General features: G+C 71.3%; 23 protein-coding genes. 12 read left to right on the forward strand and 11 right to left on the reverse strand.

The genetic code is table 11. From position 1 onward, the window contains the following. Positions 1-217: 217 nt before the first annotated feature. The 6 genes from ACIQAK_RS27985 to ACIQAK_RS28010 all read left to right on the forward strand — a co-directional run bounded on the left by ACIQAK_RS27985 (position 218) and on the right by ACIQAK_RS28010 (position 4,815). Positions 218-1,633: a phosphatidylglycerol lysyltransferase domain-containing protein gene (locus ACIQAK_RS27985; RefSeq protein WP_366391803.1), complete on the forward strand. Its 1,416-nt coding sequence runs from the start codon at positions 218-220 to the stop codon at positions 1,631-1,633. A gap of 94 nt (positions 1,634-1,727) precedes the next feature. After that, complete coding sequence (gene folP / locus ACIQAK_RS27990; protein WP_366391846.1) at positions 1,728-2,525, forward strand: dihydropteroate synthase; 798 nt, start codon at positions 1,728-1,730, stop codon at positions 2,523-2,525. Continuing rightward, positions 2,522-2,995: a nuclear transport factor 2 family protein gene (locus tag ACIQAK_RS27995; RefSeq protein ID WP_366391802.1), complete on the forward strand. Its 474-nt coding sequence runs from the start codon at positions 2,522-2,524 to the stop codon at positions 2,993-2,995. Before folP ends, ACIQAK_RS27995 begins: the two co-directional genes overlap by 4 nt. 212 nt (positions 2,996-3,207) lie before the next feature. Further along, entirely contained in the window at positions 3,208-3,567 is a 360-nt protein-coding gene (gene folB, locus ACIQAK_RS28000; RefSeq protein ID WP_010063731.1) for a dihydroneopterin aldolase, read from the forward strand. After that, positions 3,564-4,175 carry a 2-amino-4-hydroxy-6-hydroxymethyldihydropteridine diphosphokinase gene (folK, locus tag ACIQAK_RS28005; protein ID WP_366391801.1) on the forward strand — a complete coding sequence of 204 codons (612 nt, stop codon included), beginning with the start codon at positions 3,564-3,566 and terminating at the stop codon, positions 4,173-4,175. Before folB ends, folK begins: the two co-directional genes overlap by 4 nt. Positions 4,176-4,323: 148 nt before the next feature. Continuing rightward, the gene (locus tag ACIQAK_RS28010) at positions 4,324-4,815 is read left to right on the forward strand and encodes a DUF3180 domain-containing protein (RefSeq protein ID WP_366391800.1); all 492 of its coding nucleotides are present in this window, start codon (positions 4,324-4,326) and stop codon (positions 4,813-4,815) included. Between the two features lie 48 nt (positions 4,816-4,863). Here the strand turns inward: ACIQAK_RS28010 and folE are convergent, their stop codons facing one another. From folE to dacB, 6 genes are all read right to left on the reverse strand, one after another. Further along, positions 4,864-5,469, reverse strand: a complete 606-nt coding sequence (gene folE, locus ACIQAK_RS28015) for a GTP cyclohydrolase I FolE (protein WP_366391799.1) — start codon at positions 5,467-5,469, stop codon at positions 4,864-4,866. Between the two features lie 163 nt (positions 5,470-5,632). Then, positions 5,633-7,693 carry an ATP-dependent zinc metalloprotease FtsH gene (gene ftsH, locus ACIQAK_RS28020; protein ID WP_366391798.1) on the reverse strand — a complete coding sequence of 687 codons (2,061 nt, stop codon included), beginning with the start codon at positions 7,691-7,693 and terminating at the stop codon, positions 5,633-5,635. A 173-nt stretch (positions 7,694-7,866) separates the two neighbouring features. After that, a complete protein-coding gene (gene hpt / locus ACIQAK_RS28025) occupies positions 7,867-8,406 on the reverse strand; it encodes a hypoxanthine phosphoribosyltransferase (protein ID WP_366391845.1) in 540 nt (179 codons plus the stop codon). Positions 8,407-8,505: 99 nt separating this feature from the next. Then, entirely contained in the window at positions 8,506-9,636 is a 1,131-nt protein-coding gene (tilS, locus tag ACIQAK_RS28030; RefSeq protein WP_366391797.1) for a tRNA lysidine(34) synthetase TilS, read from the reverse strand. A gap of 187 nt (positions 9,637-9,823) precedes the next feature. Then, a complete protein-coding gene (locus ACIQAK_RS28035; RefSeq protein WP_366391796.1) occupies positions 9,824-10,960 on the reverse strand; it encodes a zinc-dependent metalloprotease in 1,137 nt (378 codons plus the stop codon). A 69-nt stretch (positions 10,961-11,029) separates the two neighbouring features. Then, positions 11,030-12,526, reverse strand: coding sequence for a D-alanyl-D-alanine carboxypeptidase/D-alanyl-D-alanine-endopeptidase (gene dacB / locus ACIQAK_RS28040; protein WP_366391795.1), 1,497 nt, complete (start codon positions 12,524-12,526; stop codon positions 11,030-11,032). Positions 12,527-12,612: 86 nt separating this feature from the next. Between dacB and ACIQAK_RS28045 the strand changes: the two genes are divergently transcribed. Beyond that, on the forward strand, positions 12,613-13,107 hold the full coding sequence (locus ACIQAK_RS28045) for an inorganic diphosphatase (protein WP_366391794.1): 495 nt from the start codon (positions 12,613-12,615) through the stop codon (positions 13,105-13,107). Between the two features lie 177 nt (positions 13,108-13,284). Beyond that, the gene (locus ACIQAK_RS28050) at positions 13,285-14,988 is read left to right on the forward strand and encodes a threonine/serine exporter family protein (RefSeq protein WP_366391793.1); all 1,704 of its coding nucleotides are present in this window, start codon (positions 13,285-13,287) and stop codon (positions 14,986-14,988) included. Positions 14,989-15,094: 106 nt separating this feature from the next. Here the strand turns inward: ACIQAK_RS28050 and ACIQAK_RS28055 are convergent, their stop codons facing one another. Beyond that, positions 15,095-15,802, reverse strand: coding sequence for a VTT domain-containing protein (locus ACIQAK_RS28055; protein WP_366391792.1), 708 nt, complete (start codon positions 15,800-15,802; stop codon positions 15,095-15,097). A 245-nt stretch (positions 15,803-16,047) separates the two neighbouring features. On the opposite strand from ACIQAK_RS28055, the gene ACIQAK_RS28060 reads away from it, so the two are divergent. Continuing rightward, the gene (locus ACIQAK_RS28060) at positions 16,048-17,328 is read left to right on the forward strand and encodes an ion channel protein (RefSeq protein ID WP_366391791.1); all 1,281 of its coding nucleotides are present in this window, start codon (positions 16,048-16,050) and stop codon (positions 17,326-17,328) included. A 210-nt stretch (positions 17,329-17,538) separates the two neighbouring features. Beyond that, positions 17,539-18,966, forward strand: a complete 1,428-nt coding sequence (locus ACIQAK_RS28065; RefSeq protein ID WP_366391790.1) for a glutamate decarboxylase — start codon at positions 17,539-17,541, stop codon at positions 18,964-18,966. A gap of 102 nt (positions 18,967-19,068) precedes the next feature. On the opposite strand, the gene ACIQAK_RS28070 is transcribed toward ACIQAK_RS28065, so the two are convergent. From ACIQAK_RS28070 to ACIQAK_RS28080, 3 genes are all read right to left on the reverse strand, one after another. Continuing rightward, the gene (locus ACIQAK_RS28070; protein WP_366391789.1) at positions 19,069-19,710 is read right to left on the reverse strand and encodes a PadR family transcriptional regulator; all 642 of its coding nucleotides are present in this window, start codon (positions 19,708-19,710) and stop codon (positions 19,069-19,071) included. 117 nt (positions 19,711-19,827) lie between these two features. Next, complete coding sequence (locus tag ACIQAK_RS28075; protein ID WP_366391788.1) at positions 19,828-21,285, reverse strand: aldehyde dehydrogenase family protein; 1,458 nt, start codon at positions 21,283-21,285, stop codon at positions 19,828-19,830. A gap of 58 nt (positions 21,286-21,343) precedes the next feature. Then, the gene (locus ACIQAK_RS28080) at positions 21,344-22,225 is read right to left on the reverse strand and encodes a helix-turn-helix transcriptional regulator (protein WP_366391787.1); all 882 of its coding nucleotides are present in this window, start codon (positions 22,223-22,225) and stop codon (positions 21,344-21,346) included. A gap of 364 nt (positions 22,226-22,589) precedes the next feature. Here ACIQAK_RS28080 and ACIQAK_RS28085 point away from each other — a divergent pair, with 364 nt between their 5' ends. Next, positions 22,590-23,102: an ATP-binding protein gene (locus tag ACIQAK_RS28085; RefSeq protein ID WP_366391786.1), complete on the forward strand. Its 513-nt coding sequence runs from the start codon at positions 22,590-22,592 to the stop codon at positions 23,100-23,102. Between the two features lie 42 nt (positions 23,103-23,144). Here the strand turns inward: ACIQAK_RS28085 and ACIQAK_RS28090 are convergent, their stop codons facing one another. Beyond that, entirely contained in the window at positions 23,145-23,387 is a 243-nt protein-coding gene (locus ACIQAK_RS28090; RefSeq protein WP_366391785.1) for a DUF397 domain-containing protein, read from the reverse strand. Between the two features lie 297 nt (positions 23,388-23,684). On the opposite strand from ACIQAK_RS28090, the gene ACIQAK_RS28095 reads away from it, so the two are divergent. Then, positions 23,685-24,206 (forward strand): hypothetical protein, encoded by a 522-nt coding sequence (locus ACIQAK_RS28095; RefSeq protein ID WP_366391784.1) that lies wholly within the window; start codon positions 23,685-23,687, stop codon positions 24,204-24,206. The last annotated feature ends 22 nt before the right edge of the window (positions 24,207-24,228 follow it).

Here is a 24,228-nt window from a genome sequence, read left to right on the forward strand (position 1 = left end):
GTTGCCCGTGAGACCCGTGGGTGAACTGTCCTGCGCTTTCTCAGCGTTCCGCCGGCGTTCCCTCCCGTACTCCCTCTCCGCTCCCGAGTGGGAAATTTCCGGATTGCGGAGGAACCCTCGCCACTCGACCCCCGTCCTAGAGGACGCACTCGTCCGGAGCGGCCACGGCCGACGGACCGAAGAATCTCTGCGATCTCATCTGGAGCCACGGGAAGCGATGTCTGTCACGGTAGACGGGGACAAGTCAGTACCGGTTCCGCGGCGGGTGCGGCGGCTGCCGCGCGGCCCGCGCCCCGCGTCCGTACCGGCCGTCGTCGGCACCGCCTGCACCGTCGTCGGGCTGATCGATGTGGCGGCCGGGGTCTTCCCCCGCTTCCGGCACAGCCGGACGCACACCCTCGCCGAGATGCTCCCCGGGGCGCTCGGCCCGTTCGCCGCCGCGCTCTCGCTGAGCGCGGGCATCCTGCTGTTCCTGCTCGCGCACGGGCTGAGGCGGCACGAGCGGCGGGCCTGGCGGGCGGCGGTGGTGCTGCTGCCGGTGGGGGCCGTGGCACAGTTCGCGTACCGTCACTCGCTCGTCGGTGTCCTGGTCTCCCTGACCCTCTGCTGCCTGCTGGTCCGCCACCGGGACCAGTTCCGCGCCCTGCCCGACCCGCGCAGCCGCTGGCGGGCGCTGGCCAACTTCATCCTGTTCGGGGCGGGTTCGCTGGCGCTCGGGCTGGTCATCGTCTCCGTCCACCCCGGCCGGACCGTCGGTGCCCCGTCCATCGCGGACCGGCTCCAGCACGTGCTGTACGGGCTGTTCGGCGTCGAGGGCCCGGTCGGCTACGCCGGGCGGACCGGCTGGACCGTCGCTTGCTCGCTCGGCGCGCTCGGCCTGCTGACCGCCGGCACCAGCGTCTACCTCGCCCTGCGCCCCGAACACCCGGCCGCCCGGCTCACCGCGGACGACGAGAGCCGGCTGCGGGCGCTGCTGGAGACGCACGGCGGGCGCGACTCGCTCGGCCACTTCGCGCTCCGCCGCGACAAGGCCGTCTTCGCGCTCCGCCGCGACAAGGCCGTCGTCTTCTCCCCCAGCGGCAAGGCCGCCGTCCGCTACCGGGTCGTCTCCGGGGTGATGCTGGCGAGCGGCGACCCCATCGGCGACGTGGAGGCCTGGCCGGGGGCCATCGAACGCTTCATGGACGAGGCGAAGGCGCACTCCTGGACGCCGGCCGTGATGGGGTGCAGCGAGCGCGGCGGCGAGGTCTGGACCCGGGAGACCGGGCTCACCGCCCTGGAGCTGGGCGCCGAGGCGGTGGTGGACACCGCGGATTTCTCCCTCGCCGGGCGGGCCATGCGGAACGTGCGCCAGATGGTAAGGCGCATCGAACGCAACGGCTACGGGACCCGGGCCCGGCGAGCATGTGACACCGAGTCGCCGTACCGGTTCAACGCCACGTTCCTTCCCCGCCGGGAACTCCGCTTCCCGGTCTCCCGCACCGGCCGCGACCTGCCCCGCACCGAGATCGCGGCGATGCGGGCGGCGGGGTTCGTGAACCTCTGCCCGCCCCGCCCGTTCCGCTCGCGCGGTCCCCGCCCGTGCGGCCACGCCGTCCGCACCCCCCGGGAGCACGGGGTACGCGCGGCGTAGCCGCCGCGCCCGCACCCCATAGGCTGGTGGTATGAGTACGTCACGCCCGCGGGGCACGGTACGAGGGCTGCCGGAGTGGGACCGCTGCGCGGTCATGGGGGTCGTCAACGTGACGCCCGACTCGTTCTCCGACGGGGGGCGCTGGTTCGACACCACGGCCGCGGTCAAGCACGGCCTCGACCTGGTGTCCGAGGGTGCCGACCTGGTCGACGTCGGCGGTGAGTCGACCCGCCCCGGCGCCAGCCGGGTGGACGAGTCCGAGGAGCTGCGACGGGTCGTCCCGGTCGTCAAGGGGCTGGCGTCCGAGGGCGTCACCGTCTCCGTGGACACCATGCGCGCCCGCGTCGCCGAACGGGCCGTCGCCGCGGGGGCCGTCCTGGTCAACGACGTGAGCGGCGGCCTCGCGGACCCGGACATGATCCCGGCCGTCGCCGCCGCCGAGATCCCGTTCGTCGTGATGCACTGGCGCGGCTTCAGCGAGTCCATGAACAGCCGCGCGGTGTACGAGGACGTGGTCGCCGAAGTCCTCGCGGAGCTGCGGCAGCGGCTGGACGCGGTGGTCGCGGGCGGCCTCGCCCCGGAACGCGTGGTGATCGACCCCGGTCTCGGCTTCGCCAAGATGGCCCCCCACGACCTGGCCCTCGTCGCGCACCTGGACGAGCTGCACGCGCTGGGCCGCCCCCTGCTGGTGGCCGCCTCCCGTAAACGCTTCCTCGGCCACGTCCTGGCCGGCCCCGGCGCCGGCCTGCCGCCCGCCCGCGAGCGCGACGCGGCGACCGCGGCGGTCTCCGCCCTCGCCGCCCGGGCCGGTGCCTGGGCGGTCCGCGTCCACGAGGTCGGGGCCACCGCCGACGCGGTACGGGTGGCCCGCGCCGTCGAGGGAGCCGCGTGAACGAGGACCACGCGGCGGCCGCCGCCGACATCGCCGAGGTCGAGGCGGCCAACACCGCCTTCTACGAGGCGCTGGAACGCGGCGCCCACGAGGACCTCTCCGGCCTCTGGCTGCCGGGCGAGGACCTCACCGTCTCCTGCGTCCACCCGGGGTGGCCGGTGCTCACGGGCCGGGGCGAAGTGCTGCGCAGTTACGCCCTGATCATGGCGAACACCGAGTACATCCAGTTCTTCCTAACCGACGTCAACGTCGCCATGACCGGCGACACCGCCCTGGTGACCTGCACCGAGAACATCCTCAGCGGCGGCCCGGCCGAGGAGGGCGACGCGCTGGGACCGCTGGTGGGCCAGCTGGTCGTCGCCACGAACGTGTTCCGGCGCACCGCTGAGGGCTGGAAGCTCTGGTCCCACCACGGCTCACCCGTCCTGGCGGACACCGACGAGGAGGACGACGAGGAACCGTCCCCCTGAGGACGGGGAACCACCCTCATGAGTGGCGGCTCCTCTCGATGGGTTGGAATCCATGACCGTGGGGTATGGGCGGCTACCAGCCCCGTGAGGCGCTGTCCATAGCCCCCACGGGCGAGCACCGCCGGTGCTCGCAGGTAGATTCGAAAGAAGGCACTCTGCCGCCCGTACGCGGTCGGGTGCCTCCTGGACCAACGACAGCAGGAGTGATTCGCGTGGATCGTGTCGCGCTGCGCGGCCTCAAGGCCCGTGGGCACCACGGCGTCTTCCCCCGGGAGCGGGAAGAGGGCCAGACCTTCATCGTCGACCTGGTGCTCGGCCTCGACACCCGCCCCGCGGCAGCCGCCGACGACCTGGCCCGGACCGTGCACTACGGCGTCGTGGCCGAGGAGGTCGTCGACGTGGTGACCGGTGAGCCGGTCGACCTGATCGAGACGCTCGCCGAGCGCATCGCCCAGCAGTGCCTGAAGCACGAAGGTGTCCAGGAGGTCGAGGTGGTGGTGCACAAGCCGGACGCGCCGATCACCGTTCCCTTCGACGACGTGACCATCACCATCACCCGGAGCCGAGCATGACCGCGTTTTCCACCGAGGGGCAGAGCGACCCGACCGTACAGCCGGTGCCCACCGCCGTCGTCGAGCAGGTGGACGCCGCCGACATCACCCTCTCCAACCCCAAGATGGCCGTGATCGCCCTCGGCTCCAACCTGGGCAACCGGCTGGAGACCCTCCAAGGCGCCGTCGACGCGCTGGAGGACACCCCGGGCCTGCGGGTCAAAGCCGTCTCCCCGGTGTACGAGACGGAGCCCTGGGGCGTCGCCGCGGACAGCCAGCCCTCGTACTTCAACGCGGTCATCCTCGTGAAGACGACGCTGCCCCCCGCCTCCCTGCTGGAGCGCGGCCAGGCCGTCGAGGAGGCCTTCGAGCGGGTCCGCGAGGAGCGGTGGGGCCCGCGCACGATCGACGTCGACATCGTGTCGTACGCCGACGTCCTCTCCGACGACCCGGTGCTCACCCTGCCCCACCCCCGCGCCCACGAGCGGGCCTTCGTCCTGGCCCCCTGGCACGACGTGGACCCCGAGGCCCAGCTGCCCGGCGCCGGGCCGGTCGCCGAGCTGCTCGCCGGGGTCGGCCGCGAAGGTGTCCTGCCCCGCGCCGACCTGGAACTGCGTCTGCCGGAGTAATCGTTAGGCTCGACGGGCACGAGCTCAGGAACATGGACGAGCGCGCGAACACGGTGGAGCTCAGGAACACGGACGAGCCCACCAGCACAGGCGGGCTCAGGAGCACAGGCGGGCTCAGGAGCACAGGCGACGAAGGGCGGCTCACGCGGTGAAGCAACTACGGCTCGGGGTGCTGGTCGGCCTCTTCGCAGCCGCCGGCGTCCTCTCCTGGGGTGGCGCCCGCCTCTGGGACTCCCTCGGCACGCTCCCGAGCGTCCCGCTGGCCGCGTCGATCGTGCTCGCCGTGATCGCGGCGATCCTGCTCGCCACCGCGCTCTCCCTGCGCGCCCGCCTCCGCGCCCAGCGGGAGCGTCGTCCCGGCGCCAAGGGCGTCGAACCCCTGATGGCGGCCCGCGCGGTCGTCTTCGGCCAGGCAAGCGCCCTGGTCGCCGCCCTGGTCGCCGGGATGTACGGCGGCACTGGCGTCTTCCTGCTCTCGTTCCTCGACGTCCCACCCCGCCGCGACCAGGCCATCTACGCGGGCGCGGCGGTGGTGGCGGGCATCGGGGTCGTCGCCGCCGCCTTCTTCCTGGAGCGCGTCTGCCGCCTGCCCGAGGACAGCGAAACCAACCACGACGGCACGGGCGCGGCGGCCGCCTGAGGCGGTGCCGTGCCCGTGCCGTCGTGGCCGGGAGCGTCCTCGGCCGTGTCAGCGGGCCAGTATCAGGCTCATCGCCTCGGCGCGGGTGGAGGCGTCACGCAGCTGTCCCCGCACGGCCGACGTGGTCGTCTTCGCACCCGGCTTGCGGATGCCCCGCACCGACATGCACATGTGCTCCGCCTCGATCACCACGATCGCGCCGCGCGCCTCCAGGATGCGCATGAGCGAGTCCGCCACCTGCGTGGTCAGGCGCTCCTGCACCTGCGGCCTGCGGGCGTAGACGTCCACCAGCCGGGCCAGCTTCGACAGGCCGGTGATCTTGCCCGAGTCGGCCGGGATGTAGCCGACGTGCGCCACCCCGTGGAACGGCAGGAGGTGGTGTTCGCACAGGGACATGATCTCGATGTCCTTCACCAGCACCATCTCGTCGTGCCCGAGGTCGAACGTCGTGGTCAGCACGTCCTCCGGCTCCTGGCGCAGGCCCGCCAGTATCTCCCTGTACGCCCGCGCCACCCGCCCCGGTGTCTCCTTGAGGCCTTCGCGGTCCGGGTCCTCTCCGACCGCGATGAGCAGTTCGCGTACGGCCGCCTCGGCCCGCTTCTCGTCGAAATCGCCGATCGATCCCTGGCCGTCCAGCGTCACCGGGTCGGTCATCTGTGCCTCGTTCCTCTGTGCTGCCCCGTGCGCGGTTCGCACGCGGACATCGCAGGCATACGGAAAAGCCGCGCCCCCACAGGCTAAAACCTGGGGGGCGCGGCATCCATTCCGGGCCCGGTGCTCGCCCCGTGACGGGGGTCTCACCGGGTGCGGTCCGGGACTAGCTCTCGGGACGCTCCTCGGGGATCGCCTCGGTTGAGGGGGCGATGTCCTTCGTGAGGTCCGTCGCCGGGGCGATCTCCGGCGGGGTGGCCGAGCCGTTGGCGGTGGAAGCGCCGTTGGTGAGGGCCAGTTCCTTCGGAGAGAGCACCGGAGGCCGCGTCGACGGGGTGCGCCGGGCGGAGCCGGTCCACGCAGGGCGGGCGGGACGCCTGACGATCGGGGCGAAGATCTCCGCGATCTCCTCCTTGCCGAGCGTCTCCTTCTCCAGGAGTTCGAGCACGAGGGCGTCGAGGATGTCGCGGTTCTCGACGAGGATCTCCCACGCGTCGTTGTGGGCGGTCTCGATGAGCTTCTTGACCTCTTCGTCGACGAGCGCCGCGACCTCTTCCGAGTAGTCGCGCTGGTGGCCCATCTCACGGCCCAGGAAGGGCTCGGTGTTGTCGCCACCGAACTTGATGGCGCCGAGCCGCTCCGTCATGCCGTACTGCGTGACCATCGCGCGGGCCGTCGCCGTCGCCTTCTCGATGTCGTTGGCCGCACCGGTGGTCGGGTCGTGGAAGACCAGCTCCTCGGCCGCGCGCCCGCCCAGCATGTACGCCAGCTGGTCGAGCATCTCGTTGCGCGTCGTGGAGTACTTGTCCTCCTCCGGGAGCACCATCGTGTAACCGAGGGCGCGACCGCGGGAGAGGATCGTGATCTTGTGGACCGGGTCCGACTGGGGGGAGGCCGCCGCGACCAGGGCGTGTCCGCCCTCGTGGTACGCGGTGATCTTCTTCTCCTTCTCGGACATGATCCGGGTCCGCTTCTGCGGGCCCGCCACGACGCGGTCGATGGCCTCGTCGAGACTCTCGTTGTCGATGAGCTTCTTGTCGCCGCGCGCCGTCAGGAGCGCGGCCTCGTTCAGCACGTTCGACAGGTCGGCACCGGTGAAGCCGGGCGTGCGGCGGGCGACGGCGCCGAGATCGACGTCCTTCGCCACCGGCTTGCCCTTCTGGTGGACCTTGAGGATCTCCAGCCGGCCCAGCATGTCGGGGCGGTCGACCGCGATCTGCCGGTCGAAGCGCCCCGGACGCAGGAGGGCCGGGTCGAGGATGTCCGGGCGGTTCGTGGCGGCGATCAGGATGACCCCGCCCTTCACGTCGAACCCGTCCATCTCCACGAGCAGCTGGTTGAGCGTCTGCTCGCGCTCGTCGTGCCCGCCGCCCATGCCCGCACCGCGGTGCCGGCCGACGGCGTCGATCTCGTCGACGAAGACGATCGCCGGGGCGTTCGCCTTGGCCTGCTCGAAGAGGTCACGCACCCGGGAGGCACCGACACCGACGAACATCTCGACGAAGTCGGAACCGGAGATCGAGTAGAACGGCACACCCGCCTCGCCGGCGACGGCGCGTGCGAGCAGCGTCTTGCCCGTACCGGGCGGCCCGTAGAGCAGGACGCCCTTGGGGATCTTGGCGCCGACGGCCTGGAACTTCGCCGGCTCCTGGAGGAACTCCTTGATCTCGTGGAGCTCCTCGACCGCCTCGTCGGACCCCGCCACATCGGCGAAGGTCGTCTTCGGGGTGTCCTTGGTGATCAGCTTGGCCTTGGACTTGCCGAACTGCATGACCTTGGAGCCGCCGCCCTGCATCTGGTTCATCAGAAACAGGAAGACGACCACGATCAGGACGAAGGGCAGCAGCGAGAGGAGGATCGAGACGAACGGGGACTGCTTCGACGGCGAGACGGTGTAACCCTTCTCGATGTCACCCGCCTCGAACTTCTGCTGGAGCGTGTCGGCGAGCTCGACGCCCTGGTTGCCGATGTAGCTCGCCTGGAACTTGTTGCCGGACTCACCGGCGAGCTTCTGGCCGTCCTTAAGTTCGATCTTGAGAATCTGTTCGTCACCGGTGGTCAGCTTGGCCTGCTCCACCTGGTCCTTGCTGATCGCCTGGATCACCTTGCCGGTGTCCACCGTCTTGTAGCCGCCCGACGAGCCGACGACCTGCATCAACACGACCACGGCGAGGACGGCCAGCACGATCCACATGACCGGCCCACGGAAGTATCGCTTCACGTCCATCCATACGGAGCGAAGACGCCCCGTCCCTCCTGCCCGTAGGTAAATGCTGCTGTGTTTGAAAAGAGTGCTCTTCGGACGGTACCCCAGCGGGGACGCCCGCGACCGCTGGGTGCGGCGGAGAAACCCGCTTTCGAAGCTTCAACGGCCCGAAGGCGGCGAGGGTTCCCGGGGAGTCAGCCGCCGTAGACGTGCGGGGCGAGCGTGCCGACGAAGGGGAGGTTGCGGTACTTCTCCGCGTAGTCCAGCCCGTAGCCGACGACGAACTCGTTGGGGATGTCGAAGCCGATCCACTTCACGTCGATGGCCACCTTCGCGGCGTCCGGCTTGCGCAGCAGGGTGCAGACCTCTAGGGAGGCCGGCTCCCGGGAGCCCAGGTTGGACAGCAGCCAGGACAGCGTCAGGCCGGAGTCGATGATGTCCTCGACGATCAGGACGTGCTTGCCCTTGATGTCGGTGTCCAGGTCCTTGAGGATGCGGACGACACCGGAGGACTGGGTCCCCGCCCCGTACGAGGAGACGGCCATCCAGTCCATCGTGACGGGGGTGGACAGCGCGCGCGCCAGGTCCGCCATGACCATCACCGCGCCCTTGAGGACGCCGACGATCAGCAGGTCCTTGCCCGCGTACTCCGCGTCGATCTTCGCGGCCAGCTCGACGAGCCTGGCGTCGATCTCTTCCTTGGTGAGGAGCACCGACTGAAGGTCGGTACCCATGTCCTTCTCGTTCACCCACGTCTCTTTCTCTGCCTGCCGGGCCCGGGGTGCGCCCCGGGCCCGGGCAGGCTGTTCGCCTGCGTTTCAGCCGCTCGCGCGTCAGCTCTGCCGAATGACCAGTCTGCCACCCTGCCGTCGGGCCTCGACGCGGCCGGGCAGGTTGATGGCCCGCTGGCCGCGCCAGCCGGTGATCAGGCGGTCGACTTCTTCGAGATGGCGGGCGAAGAGGGAGCCGGCGGGTGCCCCGGCCTCGATGACGGCCCGGCGCAGCACCCGGCGGCGTACCGCGGGCGGCAGGACGTAGAGCTTGGCGCACTCCAGCTGGCCGGTCTCGTCCCGTACGGAGAGCTCGGCCTCGGCGGCCCAGGTGTCCAGGGCGTCGGCGTCGTCGCGGGAGAGCTGGGCCGTCCGGGCGAGCGCCTCGACGACACCTTTGCCGAGCGCCTTCTCCAGGGCGGGCAGGCCCTCGTGGCGCAGCCGGGAACGGGTGTAGGCGGGGTCGATGTTGTGCGGGTCGTCCCAGACGGGGATCGACTGGACCAGGCACGCCTTGCGGGCGGTCTGCCGGTCGAGCTGGAGGAAGGGTCGGCGGTAGCGGCCGGCCGGCCCGGAGGCGGCGGCCATGCCGGAGAGCGAGCGGATGCCGGAGCCGCGGGCGAGGCCGAGCAGGACGGTCTCGGCCTGGTCGTCGCGGGTGTGGCCGAGCAGCACGGCGGCGGCGCCGAGGCGCTCCGCGGCGGCGTCCAGCGCGGCGTAGCGGGCGTCGCGGGCGGCGGCCTCGGGGCCGCCCTCGCGTCCGACGTGCACGGCGACGGCCTCGACGGGGTCGAGGTCCATGGCGGCGAGCCGGGTAACGACCTCGGCGGCGCGCAGGCCGCTTCCCGGCTGGAGGTTGTGGTCGACGGTGATGCCGCCGGCCCGGACGTCGAGCTTGCGGGCCTCGAACGCGAGGGCCGAGGCGAGCGCCATGGAGTCGGCGCCGCCGGAGCAGGCGACGAGGACGAGCGGGGTGGCGGGCCGTGCGGGGAGCGCGGGCCGTTCGGCGAGGGTGGCGCCGTGGCTGCCCGTGCCCGCTTCGGCGAAGTGGACGGAGCGGGAGGCGGGCGCGGAGCGCCGGGCCTCCTCGGCCGGCCGGCCGAGGCCGTCGTGCCGGTGGAATTCGGTGAGGACGTCGTGGAGTACGCGGCGGACCGCCAGGCGTATCGCCGCGACCGCAGGATGGGGACCCATGTCCGGTGCCCTTCGTGAAGGTTCGGGAGGAGCGTCGAGCGCCGGAACGCGTGAGTCCCGTCACTCAGAGTGCGTCGATGGTGACAGAGGCAAGCTGTTCATCGAGCATTGCACGCCTTCCCATGCCCTCATGGTCCCTCGGATGGGTGATTGGAGGGCGGATTCCCGGTCCTGGGCCGGAAAAGGGTCACGACTCCGCTGTGCGGTGCACCCGCGCGACCCACTCCGCCGGTTTGGCGATCTCGGCCTTGGTCGGGAGGGTGTTGGGCGAGGTCCAGACGCGGTTGAAGCCGTCCATGCCGACCTCTTCGACGACCGATCGTACGAACTTCTCGCCGTCCTTGTACTGCCGGAGCTTGGCGTCCAGGCCGAGCAGCCTGCGCAGCGCCTGGTCGAGCCGGCCGGCGCCCTGGGCCCGGCGGCGCTGGAACTTCTCCCGGATCTCGGCGACGGAACCGACGACCTCGGGGCCGACGCCGTCCATCACGTAGTCCGCGTGGCCTTCGAGGAGGGACATCACGGCGGTCAGCCGGCCGAGCACCTCGCGCTGTGCGGGGCTCTGGACGACGTCGACGAGGCTGCGTCCGCTCTCCTCGCCCTGCTCGCCCTCGGGGCGGCCGGCGCCGGAGAGCGACTGGGCGGCCTCGCGCAGCCGCTCCAGGAAGGTCGCCGGGTCGACGTCGGTCTCGTCCAGGAAGGTCTGGATCTCGCCCTGGAGGTGGTCGCGGAGCCAGGGGACGCCGGTGAACTGGGTGCGGTGGGTCTCCTCGTGGAGGGCGACCCAGAGCCGGAAGTCGTGCGGGTCGACGTCGAGTTCCCGCTCGACGTGGACGATGTTGGGGGCGACCAGGAGCAGCCGTCCGCCGCCGTCGGCGGAGCCGGGGAGCTCCCGGGTGGCGGGGGCGAACGTCTCGTACTGGCCGAGGATGCGGGAGGCGAGGAACGACAGCAGCATGCCCAGCTCGACGCCGGTGACCTTGCCGCCGACCGCGCCGAGCACGGCTCCGCCGGGTCCGCCGGAGCGGCGGCTCTCCATCTTGGCGAGCAGCGGGCGCAGGAGTTCGCGGAAGCCCGCGACGTTGGCCTTGATCCAGCCGGCCCGGTCGACGACCAGGACGGGGGTGTCCTCCGGTTCGGTTCCTTCCGGGATCATCCGGGTGAAGAGGCGGACGTGTTCCTCGGAGGCCTTGGCGTGCCGGCGCAGCTCGGCGACGACGGCGCGGGCCTCCTCGCGGCTGATATCGGGCCCGGGCCGCACCAGCCGGGTCGCTGTCGCGACCGCGAGGTTCCAGTCGACCATGCCTGCTCCACCGAAGCTCGTCATGTGTCAACCGTACGTGAGGCCTTCGCCCGGTGGTGGGGTCTTGCACGGCTCTTCGGGGGTCGGGGCGGCTCAGCCGCCGGGTCCGGCGAGTGCGGCGGCCAGGGCGTCGAGGGCGGGTTCGGCCTCGGCTGCCGAGAGGGTGCCGGAGGCGAGGAAGGCGAAGGCGAGCAGCCGGCCCTGGGGGTCGACGACGGTTCCGGCGAGGGCGTTGACGCCGCGCAGGGTGCCGGTCTTGGCGCGGATCAGGCCGGTGGCGCCGGGGGCGTCCCGGTAGCGGGTGCTGAGGGTGCCGCTGAAGCCGGCGACGGGGAGGCCGGTGAGGACGGGGCGCAGTTCGGGCCGGTCCCGGTCGGCGGCGCGGTCGAGCAGGGTGGCGAGGAGCTCGGCGGTGACCCGGTCCTTGCGGTCGAGCCCGCTGCCGTCGGCGAGGTGGGCTCCGGTGGTGGGCACCTTGAGCTTCTTGAGTTCGGCGGTGACGGCGCGGCGGGCCCCGGCGAAGTCGGCCCTCTCGCCGGCGGCGATGGCGGTCTGCCGGGCGAGTGCCTCGGCGAGGTCGTTGTCGCTGTTGGTGAGGGTGCGCTCGACGAGGGCGGAGAGCGGGGCGGAGTGGTGGGTGGCGACGGTGCGGGCCCCGGCGGCCGGGCGGGCCTCACGGGGCTTGCCGGTGACCTTGACGCCCGCCTTGCGGAGCTGGGCGGCGAAGGCGCGGGCCGCGTCCCCGGCCGGGTCGTCGGTACGGGGGGCGTGGCCGCGGTCCGTGCCGTCGAGGCGGCCCTCGTCGACCATCAGGGCGGTGACGGGGGCGATGTTGTCGTTGGGGCCGATGGGGTGGCGTTCGGGCCCGGTGTAGCGGGAGGTGTCGTAGGTGAGGCGTACGGAGGTCCGGTCGCCCTCGCCGTTCTCCTCGCTCTCGCGCAGGGCCGCGGCGACCGCGGTGGCCATCGAGCGCAGGGCGGGCCCGCTCAGCGTGGGGTCGCCGCCGCCGACGAGGGTGAGGGTGCGGGCGTCCTTCGAGAGCCGGGCGGTGGTGGCGATGCGGTGGTCGGGGCCGAGGGCGGAGAGCGCCGCGGTGGCGGTGGCGATCTTGATGGTGGAGGCCGGGGTCATCGGGGCGGTGGCGCCGTGCCCGTACAGCTGCTTGCCGGTGGCGGTGTCGACGACGGAGGCGGCGGTCACGGTGCCCAGCGCGGGTGCGCCGATGAGCCGGGCGAGGGCGGTGCGTGGATTCGCGGGGTCCTGGGGGGCGGAACGGGTGACGGAGCCGTCGAGGGCGCCGAGGACGGCGGCGGCGCTGGGGGCCCGTTCCGGGGCGCCGGGGAGCCGGCGGCCGTGATGTGCGCCACCTGTACGGTCGGTGGCGGCTGCCAGCTGCCGCTCGGCCTTACGCTGGCCGTTGTCCCAGGGACCGGCGGCCAGGACGGCGCCGGTGGCCACGACCAGGCCGAGCACGGCGGAGCCTGCGACGACCTGCCAGGTGTCGGACCCGCTGCGCTTGCTCTTCAGGTCCTTGAGCCTGCCCCAGGGGCCCGACGGGCGGTTCGACGGTCTTTCCACCGGCTCGGCCACCGTTGACCAGCCCCTTTCGCGAGCACTCTTCTGCGTGGGGGACACTTAATCACCCGTCGTATGTGTTGATCATGGAGGAGCCACCCGTGGAGTTCGACGTCACCATCGAGATCCCGAAGGGTTCGCGGAACAAGTACGAGGTGGACCACGAGACCGGTCGGATCCGCCTGGACCGTCGACTCTTCACCTCGACCAGCTACCCGGCCGACTACGGCTTCGTCGAGAACACCCTCGGCGAGGACGGCGACCCGCTGGACGCACTGGTCATTCTGGACGAGCCGACCTTCCCCGGCTGCCTCATCAAGTGCCGTGCCATCGGCATGTTCCGGATGACGGACGAGGCCGGCGGCGACGACAAGCTGCTGTGTGTCCCGGCGTCCGACCCGCGTGTGGAGCACCTGCGCGACATCCACCACGTGTCGGAGTTCGACCGCCTGGAGATCCAGCACTTCTTCGAGGTCTACAAGGACCTGGAGCCGGGCAAGTCCGTCGAGGGCGCCGACTGGGTCGGCCGTACCGAGGCGGAGGCCGAGATCGAGGCCTCGTACAAGCGTCTTGAGGCCCAGGGCAACAAGCACTGACGTTCCCCTTCCGGTTCCGTTTGTGAGCCGGACGGCCGTACGGCGACGGGCGGCACACCCTCATGGGTGTGCCGCCCGTCGCCGTTGAGCGGACGCCTCGTCATGCGGGGCCCATGCCGGTGGCCATACTGGGCACACGTGCGCCCGGAAGATGCAGCCGAGCAGGAACGAGGTCGAGTGGTGGCGGAATCGGGCGGTCCGGAGGACCAGAAGCCCCAGTCCGACGAGGCACGGAGCGCTTTCGCACCGCCCGCCGGGACGATGCAGCCGGTGTCACCGCCCGAGGAGGACCATCCGACTTCGGAGTTCGCGATCCCGACCGGGGTGCACCCCGAGGCGAGCGGATCGGCGGGTTCCGGCGGCGGCTCCGGGGGCGGCTCGGGTTCGGACACGCTGAGTTCCGCTTTCACCCCGCCGAGCGCGTACCACGCCCAGCAGGCGCCGCCCGCGTTCACCCCGGCGCAGGGCATTCCGATGGTCAAGCTGACCAAGGAGGCGCCCTGGCAGGACCGGATGCGCACGATGCTGCGGATGCCGGTGACCGAGCGCCCGGCGCCGGAGGCCATCCAGCGCACCGACGACGACACCGGTCCCGCCGTGCCGCGGGTGCTGGACCTGACGCTGCGTATCGGGGAGCTGCTGCTGGCCGGTGGTGAGGGCGCCGAGGACGTCGAGGCGGCGATGTTCGCGGTGACCCGTTCGTACGGGCTGGACCGCAGCGAGCCGACCGTCACCTTCACGCTGCTGTCCATCTCGCACCAGCCGTCGCTGGTCGACGACCCGGTGACGGCGAGCCGTACCGTACGCCGCCGGGGCACCGACTACACCCGGCTGGCGGCCGTCTTCCGGCTGGTCGACGACATCACCAGCGAGGACACCGAGATCTCCCTGGAGGAGGCCTACCGGCGGCTCGCGGAGATCCGCAGGAACCGGCACCCGTACCCGGGCTGGGTGCTGACGGCGGCCGCCGGGCTGCTGGCCGGCTCGGCCTCCGTGCTGGTCGGCGGCGGGGTGCTGGTCTTCGTCGTGGCGGCGGCGGGCGCGATGCTCGGCGACCGGCTGGCGTGGCTGTGCGCCGGGCGCGGGCTGCCGGAGTTCTACCAGTTCACGGTGGCCGCGATGCCGCCCGCCGCGATGGGGGTGGCGCTGACGCTGACCCATTCGACGGACATCCGCCCCTCCGCGGTGATCACCGGTGGGCTGTTCGCGCTGCTGCCGGGGCGGGCGCTGGTGGCGGGGGTGCAGGACGGGCTGACCGGCTACTACATCACCGCCTCCGCCCGTCTGCTGGAGGTCATGTACTTCTTCATCGGGATCGTCGCGGGTGTGCTGATCGTCCTGTACCTGGGGGTGCAGCTGGGGGCCGCGCTCAACCCCGAGGCGCAGTTCGTGCCCAACGACCGGCCGGTGCTCCAGATCCTGGCGTCGATGGCGCTGAGCCTGGCCTTCGCGGTGCTGCTCCAGCAGGAGCGGTCCACGGTGCTGGCGGTCACCCTCAACGGCGGTGTCGCGTGGATCATCTACGGGGCGCTGGCCCGGACCGGGGACATCTCGCCGGTCGCGGCGACGGCGGTGGCCGCCGGTCTGGTCGGCCTGTTCGGGCAGCTGTTCTCGCGCTACCGGTACACGTCCTCGCTGCCGTACATCACGGCGGCGATCGGGCCGCTGCTGCCCGGTTCGGCGACGTACTTCGGTCTGCTGGGCGTCGCGCAGAACGAGCTGGACCGGGGGCTCGCCTCGCTGTCGACGGCGGTCGCCACAGCGCTGGCCATCGCCATCGGGGTGAACCTGGGGAGCGAGATCTCCCGGCTGTTCATGCGGGTGCCGGGTGCGGTCGGCGGGGCGAGCCGCCGGGCGGCGAAGCGGACCCGGGGGTTCTGAGGCCCACGGGCGTACGCCACGACGACGGTGCCCCTCCCCGGGACCGGGGAGGGGCAGCGTCGTCGTGGCGGGCAGGCGGCGGCGCTCGGCCGTCGTCGCGTGGAGGTCAGCGCCTGGCGTGGCGGCCGCGCTGGCCGGAGGCCGGACCGGCCGGGGGTGCGCCGGGGGTGTTGCGCGCCTGGGCGGCGGCCTTCTTGCCCTGGCTGCGGGCTCTGAGGACCTCGATCACGATCGGCACCACGGAGATCAGCACGATCAGGATGAGGATCATCTCGATGTGCTCGTGCACGAAGTCGATCTTGCCGAGCAGCGCGCCGAGCACGGTGACGCCGACGCCCCAGAGGATGGCTCCGACGATGTTGTACGTGATGAAGGAGCGGTAGTTCATCCGGCTGACGCCCGCGATGATCGGCGTGAACGTCCGCACGATGGGCACGAACCGCGCCAGCACCAGGGACTTCGGCCCGTGCTTCTCGAAGAACTCGTGGGCCTTCTCCACGTTCTCCTGCTTGAAGAGGCGGGAGTCCGGGCGCTTGAAGAGGGCGGGGCCGACCTTGCGGCCGAAGAGATAGCCCACCTGGTCGCCGACGATCGCGGCGACGGCGATCAGCGTGCAGACGAGCCAGAGCGGGTACTTCAGCTGTCCTGTGGTCACCAGCAGCCCCGTGGTGAACAGCAGGGAGTCGCCGGGCAGGAAGAAGCCGATCAGGAGTCCGGACTCGGCGAAGACGATGAGGAGGAGGCCGGGGAGGCCGAACGTGTTGAGCAGATAGTCCGGGTCCAGCCAGCTCGGGCCGAGCGCAAGCGTATTCAAGGGTCCGGGCTCCAGGATGAGGGGTGTGACGGGGGCTCCATCAGGCCGCCCCAAGCTATCAACGCCCGATGCGTGCCGGTGGTTCCAGTGCCGCACAGCGGGAATGCGCATCCTGCGAAGTGGGGCGGGGCCGGGCGCGCGAGGTGCCGCAAACGGGGGCATCGAGGATTTCGGCGGCGGCGGCGCGGCACCATCGCCCGCCACCTAGGGGCGTTTTGCCCTGTTCGCCGCTTGAGGGTGAGCCGGTGGCCCTCGACTCCTCCGCGTCTCCACGACCCGCCCCCACCCCCGCCCGGCGCCTCCTGCTGCTCGTCCTGCCCGCGATCGTCGTCGGCGTGGTCTGCGCGCTGGTCCTGCTCGGGGTCAGTCTGCTGGCGGAGCAGGTCCAGGACGTGCTCTGGGGGACCCTGCCCGGCGCGCTCGGTACGGGCCGGTTCTCCTCGCTCTGGATGATCGTGATGCTCACCGCGACCGGGCTCGCGGTGGGCCTGGTCCTGCGGGCCGTGCCCGGCCACGGCGGGCCGGATCCGGCCACCACCGGCCTGGTGGACGCGCCGATGCGGCCGGGCATCGTCCCCGGGCTGCTCCTGGTGACCGTGCTGGCGCTGGCGGGCGGGGTGAGCCTCGGGCCGGAGAACCCGATCACCGCGGCCAACATCGCGCTCGCCTGCCGGCTCGGCCGGCGGGCCGCGCCCGGCGCGCCGGCCGAGCTGTGGGTGGCGCTCGCCGCCGCCGGGACGATCGGCGCTCTCTTCGGCACCCCGATCGCCGCCGCGCTGATCCTCTCCGAGACGCTCGCCTCGCAGCCGGGCCCCGGGGCCTTCTGGGACCGGCTGTTCGCCCCGCTCGCGGCCGGTACGGCGGGGGCGCTGACCATGTCGCTGATCGCGGAGCCCAGCTTCGACCTCTCCCTGCCCGGGTACGCCGGACCGCACTGGGGCGACCTGCTCTCCGCCCTGCTGGTCGCCTCGGCGGGCGCGCTCCTCGGCCTGCTGGCGGTGTACGCGTTCCCGGTGGCGCACCGGGTCTTCCGCGCGCTGCGGTACCCGGTGCTCGCGCCGGCCCTCGGCGGGCTGGCGCTGGGGCTGCTCGGGGCGCTGGGCGGCCATCTCACCCTCTTCAAGGGGCTGGACGAGGTGAAGGAGCTCGCCGGGGACCCGGACGGCTGGTCGGCCGGGGAGTTCGCGGTGATGGCGGTGGTGAAGACGGCCGCCCTGGTGACCGCGGCGACCTGCGGGTTCCGGGGCGGGCGCATCTTCCCTGCGGTCTTCGTGGGGGTGGCGCTCGGGCTCTGCGCGCACGCGCTGGTCGACGCCGTACCGCCGGTGCTCGCGGTCTCCTGCGCGGTGCTGGGCGTGCTGCTCGCCGTCACCCGGCAGGGGTGGGTGAGCCTGTTCACGGCGGCGGTGCTGGTCGGCGACACATCCGTACTGCCGGTGCTGTGTGCCGCCACCCTGCCGGCCTGGCTGCTGGTGACCGGGCGGCCCCGGATGCAGCTGGACGGGGCGGGTGCACCGCTGCGGTGAGGCGGCGGCCCAGGTACGTACACAGGCGGGTCCGCCCGGCGCGCCGGGTGCGGCGGATATCCGTATCGTCAGCTTCGTACCGCTACGTACGGTTTCGCGCTGATGCTGTCCCGCCGGAGGTCTCCGCATGCCCGCGCCCGTCAACGTCACCGCCGAGGCCTGAGAGACCGAGAGCCGAGAAGCCCAGAGCCGAGGAAGAGGACTCCCCCCATGCCGCTCCACCGAGGCGCCCACCCCCAGCGGGACGAACACTCCGAGGAGCGGCTCAGGCTCGCCCTCAACCCCTTCTACGGGGAGGCCGATCCGACGGCGGCGATGAACACCGCGCCGCCCCGGCACAAGCTCCCCGACGGGCCGCTGCCGCCGCTGACCGCGTACCGGCTGGTCCATGACGAGCTGATGCTCGACGGCAACTCCCGGCTCAACCTGGCCACCTTCGTCACCACCTGGATGGAGCCGCAGGCCGGGGTGCTGATGGGCGAGTGCCGGGACAAGAACATGATCGACAAGGACGAGTACCCGCGCACGGCCGAGCTGGAGCGGCGCTGCGTGGCGATGCTCGCCGACCTGTGGCACGCGCCCGATCCGGCGGCGGCCGTGGGGTGTTCGACCACCGGGTCGAGCGAGGCGTGCATGCTGGCCGGGCTCGCCCTGAAGCGCCGCTGGGCCAAGCGCAACGCGGACCGGTATCCGGCGACCGCCCGGCCCAATCTGGTGATGGGCGTCAACGTGCAGGTCTGCTGGGACAAGTTCTGCAACTTCTGGGAGGTGGAGGCCCGGCAGGTCCCGATGGACGGCGAACGCTTCCATCTCGACCCGCAGGCCGCCGCCGAACTCTGCGACGAGAACACCATCGGGGTCGTCGGCATCCTCGGCTCCACCTTCGACGGTTCCTACGAGCCCATCGCCGAGCTGTGCGCGGCCCTCGACGCCCTCCAGGAACGCACCGGCCTCGACATCCCGGTCCACGTCGACGGGGCGTCCGGCGCGATGGTGGCCCCCTTCCTCGACCCGGAGCTGGAGTGGGACTTCCGGCTGCCGAGGGTGTCCTCGATCAACACCTCGGGCCACAAGTACGGGCTGGTCTACCCGGGAGTCGGCTGGGCGCTGTGGCGTACGGCGGACGAACTGCCGGAGGAACTGGTCTTCCGGGTCAACTACCTGGGCGGCGACATGCCGACCTTCGCGCTGAACTTCTCCCGGCCCGGGGCGCAGGTGGTCGCGCAGTACTACACGTTCCTGCGCCTGGGGCACGACGGCTACCGGGCGGTCCAGCAGGCCTCCCGGGACGTGGCCCGCTCACTCGCCCGGGCCGTGGCGGAGCTCGGGGACTTCCGGCTGCTCACCCGGGGCGACGAGCTGCCGGTCTTCACCTTCACGACGAACCCGGACGTCCACGCGTACGACGTGTTCGACGTCTCCCGCCGGCTGCGGGAGCACGGGTGGCTGGTCCCGGCCTACACCTTCCCTCCCCACCGGCAGGACCTGTCGGTGCTGCGGGTGGTGTGCCGCAACGGGTTCTCCTCCGACCTCGCCGCCCTGCTGGTCGAGGACCTCAGGCAGCTGCTCCCCGAACTACGGTCGCAGAGGCACCCGTTGAGCCATGACCGGGAAGTGGCGACGGCCTTCCACCACTGACGTACGCCAGGCCTTTCCGGTCAGGGACGGGAACACCTCGTCCAGCGCCCACGTGACCAGCGACTCGCGGACAAGCCGGGTTCCACCATTCGCCGAACGTGATCAGTCGTTGTCCCCGGGGTCCGCGACACCCGTCGCGTACGGATTCTCCTCGCCCTCGGCGAGCACGCCGGCGAACGGGTCGCCCTCGCCCGCGAAGGTGTACGCACCGCCCTCGATCCGGGCGATCAGGCCCCGGGTCCACTCCGCGCCGGTGTCGGCGGAGTGCACCCACAGGTTCATGATCTCGCCGATGTGGCCGAGGGATTCGGGACCGTCCTCGGGCGTGTAGTACTCGGTGACCGCGTCCCGCCACTCCTTCATGCCCTCCACCCGCTCCTTGAGCAGCGCGACCGCCTCCTCGCGCGGCAGGTCGACGATGAACCCGATCGCCGCCGAGAGGACGTCGAGGTTCTGGTCGTAGGAGCGGATGGCGTCACGCAGCAGGGTGCGGTACTCCGCCAGGCCCTCCTCCGTGACCTCGTACTCGGTACGCGGCGGGCCGCCGACGGTGGAGGGGGCCGTCTCGTGCGCGAGGAGCAGCCCCTGCTTGGCCATCTGCTTCAGCGCGTGGTAGATCGACCCGGGCTTGGCGTTGGACCACTCGTGGGCGCCCCAGTACTCCAGGTCGTTGCGGACCTGATAGCCGTGCGCGCGGCCGTGCATGCGCACAGCACCGAGGACCAGCAGCCGGATCGCGGACATGACACCCATCCCTTCCCGGGGGCTTCCGCCTTCCGGGCTCCTATTCAACTTTGACTAGGGTAGCCCGTGCCGCCGGGGCCGGCAGTGCCGTGCCGGGCATGTGAGGAGGGGCGCCGGTCAGAAGGGGAAGACCGAGCGCCCGTGCTGGATCGACATCCACTTCTGCGTCGTGAAGGCCTCCACGACCGCCTCGCCGTTCAACCGCCCGACGCCGGAGGTCTTCTCGCCGCCGAACGCCACCAGCGGGTCGTCCTGGACGGTGGAGTCGTTGACGTGGAACATCCCGCTCACGATCCGCTGCGCGAACCGCACCCCGCGCTCCGCGTCGCCCGTGTGCACGGCGCCGCTCAGCCCGTAGGGGCTGTCGTTGACGATCCGTACGGCCTCGTCCTCGCCGTCGAACGTCATCAGCAGGGCCACCGGGCCGAGGATCTCCTGGGCCAGCAGCGGTGATTCCTCCGGCAGGTCCGTCAGGACGGTCGGCTCCACGACGTTGCCGCGGGTCCTGCCCCGTACCAGCGCCGTCGCGCCGTCCGCGACCGCGCGGTCGACCAGCGAGGTCAGGGCGTCGGCCTGGAAGGCGTCGACGACGGGGCCGATCCGGGTCTCCGGGTCCCGCGGGTCCCCGGAGGTGAGGGCGGCCACCGCGGCGGTGAAGCGCCCGGTGAACTCCTCGGCCACCGACCGGTCCACCAGGATGCGGTTGGCCGCCATGCTGACCTGGCCCTGGTGGAGGAAGCGGCTGAAGACCGCCGCCCGGACCGCGTAGTCGAGGTCGGCGTCCTCCAGCACCACCAGGGCGCTGTTGCCGCTCAGTTCGAGGACGGTCCGCTTGAAGAACCCGGCGGCGGTGGCGGCGATGTGGCGGCCGACCCGGTCGGAGCCGCTGAACGCGATGACCTTGGGCACGGGGTGCTCGATGAACGCGTCGCCGATCTCGGCGCTGTCGGTGATCAGGACGTTGAGCAGTCCGGCCGGCAGCCCGGCGTCCTCGAAGATCTTCGCTACCAGCCCGCCGCCCACGACGGGGGCGCTCTGGTGGGGCTTCACGACGACCGCGTTGCCGAGCGCCAGCGCGGGCGCGACCGACTTCATGGTCACCAGGAAGGGGAAGTTGAAGGCGCTGATCACTCCGACGACGCCCACGGGGAGCCGGTAGAGACGGTTCTCCCGGCCGTCTCCGACGGCCGGGAGCAGGCGGCCGGTGGGCCGCAGCGACTGCCGGATCGCCTCGCGCAGGACCTCCGTCGCGCCGCGCACCTCGTACGCGGCGCGCGGCCGGGTGCCGCCCAGCTCCTCGATGACCGCCTCGACGATCTCCTCGGTGCGCTCCCCGGTGATGCGCAGGGCCCGCTCCAGGACGGCGCGGCGCTGGTAGGGGTCGGTGGCGGCCCACTCCTGCTGCGCGCGTTCGGCGGCCCGGTAGGCCTGGTCGACCTCCAGCGCGGTGGCCACGGTGACGGAGGCGAGTTTCTCGCCGTTGTAGGGATTGAAATCGATGATGTCCCATGAGCCGCTGCCCGTGCGCCACTCGCCATCGATGTACTGGTGGGCCAGTTCATGGAAGAAGGACATGCAATCCCTTACTGCAGGCGTTCGCAGACTCCTGATGTGACGTCATCGTACTGATACATCATGTCAGTTGGAGGAGTCCGCGCAGGAGATCCCGGCTCTCCTCCGGGCCCGGGCTCTCCTCGCAGAGGCTTCCCATGGCCTTTTCGTACTGCGCGACCTCCTCGGGCTTGTCCAGATAGAGCGCACTTGTCAGCTGCTCCAAATAGACAATGTCCGACAGATCGGATTCCGGGAAACGGAGCATGGTGAACGAACCGCTCTCTCCCGCATGCCCTCCGTAACTGAAGGGCATCACCTGGAGGGTGATGTTCGGTTGCTCCGACATGTCGATGAGATGCCGCAATTGGGCACGCATCACATCGCGCTCGCCGTACGGGCGGCGCAGGGCGGCTTCGTCCAGAACGGCGTGGAAGATCGGGGCCCGTTCCGAGACGAGCGCCTTCTGGCGCTCCAGGCGCAGGGCCACCCGGCGGTCGACGTCGGCGGCCGACGCACCGCGCATTCCCCGCGAGACGACCGCGTGGGCATAGGCCTCGGTCTGCAACAGGCCGTGCACGAACTGGACTTCATAGATCCGGATGACCGAGGCAGCCCCCTCCAGACCCACATAGGTCTGGAACCAGCCCGGCAGCACATTGCCGTAACTGTGCCACCAGCCCGCCACGTTGGCCTCGCGCGCCAGACCGAGGAGCGCGTCGCGCTCCGCGTCGTCCGCGACACCGTAGAGCGTGAGCAGATCCTCGACATCCCTGGCCTTGAAGCTCACCCGTCCCAACTCCATGCGGCTGATCTTCGATTCGGAGGCCCGGATGGAGTAGCCGGCCGCCTCACGGGTGATACCGCGCGACTCCCGCAGCCTTCTGAGCTGAGAGCCCAGCAGGATGCGCCGCACCACCGATCCACTCGACTCGCCTGCCGACACTGGTGTGACCCTCCCCATCGCCTACCGGGCACTCGGGGCGCCGGGGCCTTCTCCGCGGGTCGGGCCCCAGAACCCCGAAGCCAGGATTCTGCCACCAAAACGCTTCAGCCCGTACTCATTCGATTACGGAAATGGGAAGACGTCCGGAAAGCTCCGAAACTGCCCGACGGAAGAAATACGCCGGAATCACCACGCTGTCGGGCAGGTCCGGCGCGTGCACGTGCATCTGCCCTTGCATCTGCCCTACGCATTGGGAAGCATGGCCCCTGCGCACCTGCGTGCTCGTGTTGTGCCGCTGTACCCCCCGCAGTACCGCTGACAGGCAGTGCCGCTACAGCCGCGAATCCCGGGAGTGCCTCGTATGGGGACGAATGGATCGACGATGCTCGAGCCGTTACGGCAGGGGCTTCCCCCGACCGACCCCTCAGGGGTCGCCGGCTCGGCCTCCTGCGCTCTGCCCGCCCGCTACGAAGCGGTCGGCGGAGCACGGCAGTTCACCAGGTCCACCCTGGAGCGGTGGGAGCTGAGCGAACGTTTCGACGATGTCGCCCTGGTGGTGTCCGAGCTCGTCACCAACGCCCTGCGCCACGCACTGCCGAGCGACCCGCCCCGGGAGTTCCAGGACCCGCCGGTGCGGCTGCATCTGATGCGCTGGAGCTCGCGGCTGGTCTGCGCGGTGCGCGACCCCAGCCGTCAGAGCCCGGTGGCGGGCGAGGCGGCGGACTCCGCCGAGTCGGGCCGCGGCCTGTTCCTGGTGGAGTGCGTCAGCGACGGCTGGGGCTGGCATCCGTCGCCCGCACCGGCCGGTGAACTCCCCTCGATGCCCCTGTACGGCAAGGTGGTCTGGGCGCTGTTCCGGCTCTCGGACTGCGCGAAGAACGGGCAGGAAGCCTAGCGGCCACGGGAGTCGGCCCCTGGGGCCACCTGGCCGCCGGAGTCAGCCCCCGGCGGCCAGGTGGTCGAACTCGCCGTCCTTGACGCCGAGCAGCAGCGCCTCGATCTCGGCCGGTGTGTAGACGAGCGCGGGCCCGTCGGGATGGCGGGAGTTGCGCATCGCCACGTCCCCTCCGGGCAGTTTGGCGAACTCCACACAGGATCCCTGGGAGTTGCTGTGCCGGCTCTTCTGCCAGACGACTCCGCGAAGCTCTGTGGCCGCCATGCCGTTGTACACGTGGTGCACAGGACGCTCCCCGAGTTGCAAAGTGCAAGTGTCAACTAGGTCGGATCATAGCTGTGTTCATATGCCAATGCATGAGCAGATGCACGTGCACGCGGGGTGTTGCTTTGATTACAGGCTTTCCGCCCCCCGCGGAAGCGATCCGCGGTCTTCCGGAAACCTTCCGCAAACCTTCCGGAAGAGAGACGAACGGCACGCCTATTTCGCTCCCGCATAACGGAGTTGACAAGACGAATCCTGGTAACGTGACGCGGTCTTTCGACCGGGAACAGGACCGGGAACAGCAAGGGGGAACTCCACGTGACCAGGTTCGCAACCACCGGCGGTGCCGTGGTCGCCGCGCTGGCCGCCGCACTGGCGCTGACCGCGTGCGGCGGCGACGACGACACGGGCAGGGGTTCCGGCGCGGACACCGGAGCGAGCACGGTGCCCGGTGGCGACGGGGCGTCGGGGAGCGGCGAAGCGGACGCCGCGGCGCTGGAGGGCACCTGGGTGGGGCTGACGGACGGTAAGAACGTCACCGTATCCATCACCGCGGGCAAGGTCGCCCTCGTCGCCGACCAGGCCGTGTGCCAGGGCGATGTGCGGGACATGGGCGAGGTGATGCTCGCGCTGAAGTGCACCGGCGGGGCCACCGACCGGACGATGGGCGCGATCGGGTCCAACGACGGCAAGAAGCTGGTCCTCTCCTGGGACGGCGGGGTCGAGGACACCCTTTCCAGGGCCGACCCCGGCAAGCTGCCGTCGGATCTGCCCTCGCTGCCGGAGATGCCCGAGGTGCCCGAGCTGCCGGAGCTTCCCGAGGTACCGTCGCCGTCCTGAGGCCCGGCCTTCCGGAGCGGCC

This window comes from Streptomyces sp. NPDC088706 (genome assembly GCF_044752765.1).
GTDB lineage: Bacteria > Actinomycetota > Actinomycetes > Streptomycetales > Streptomycetaceae > Streptomyces.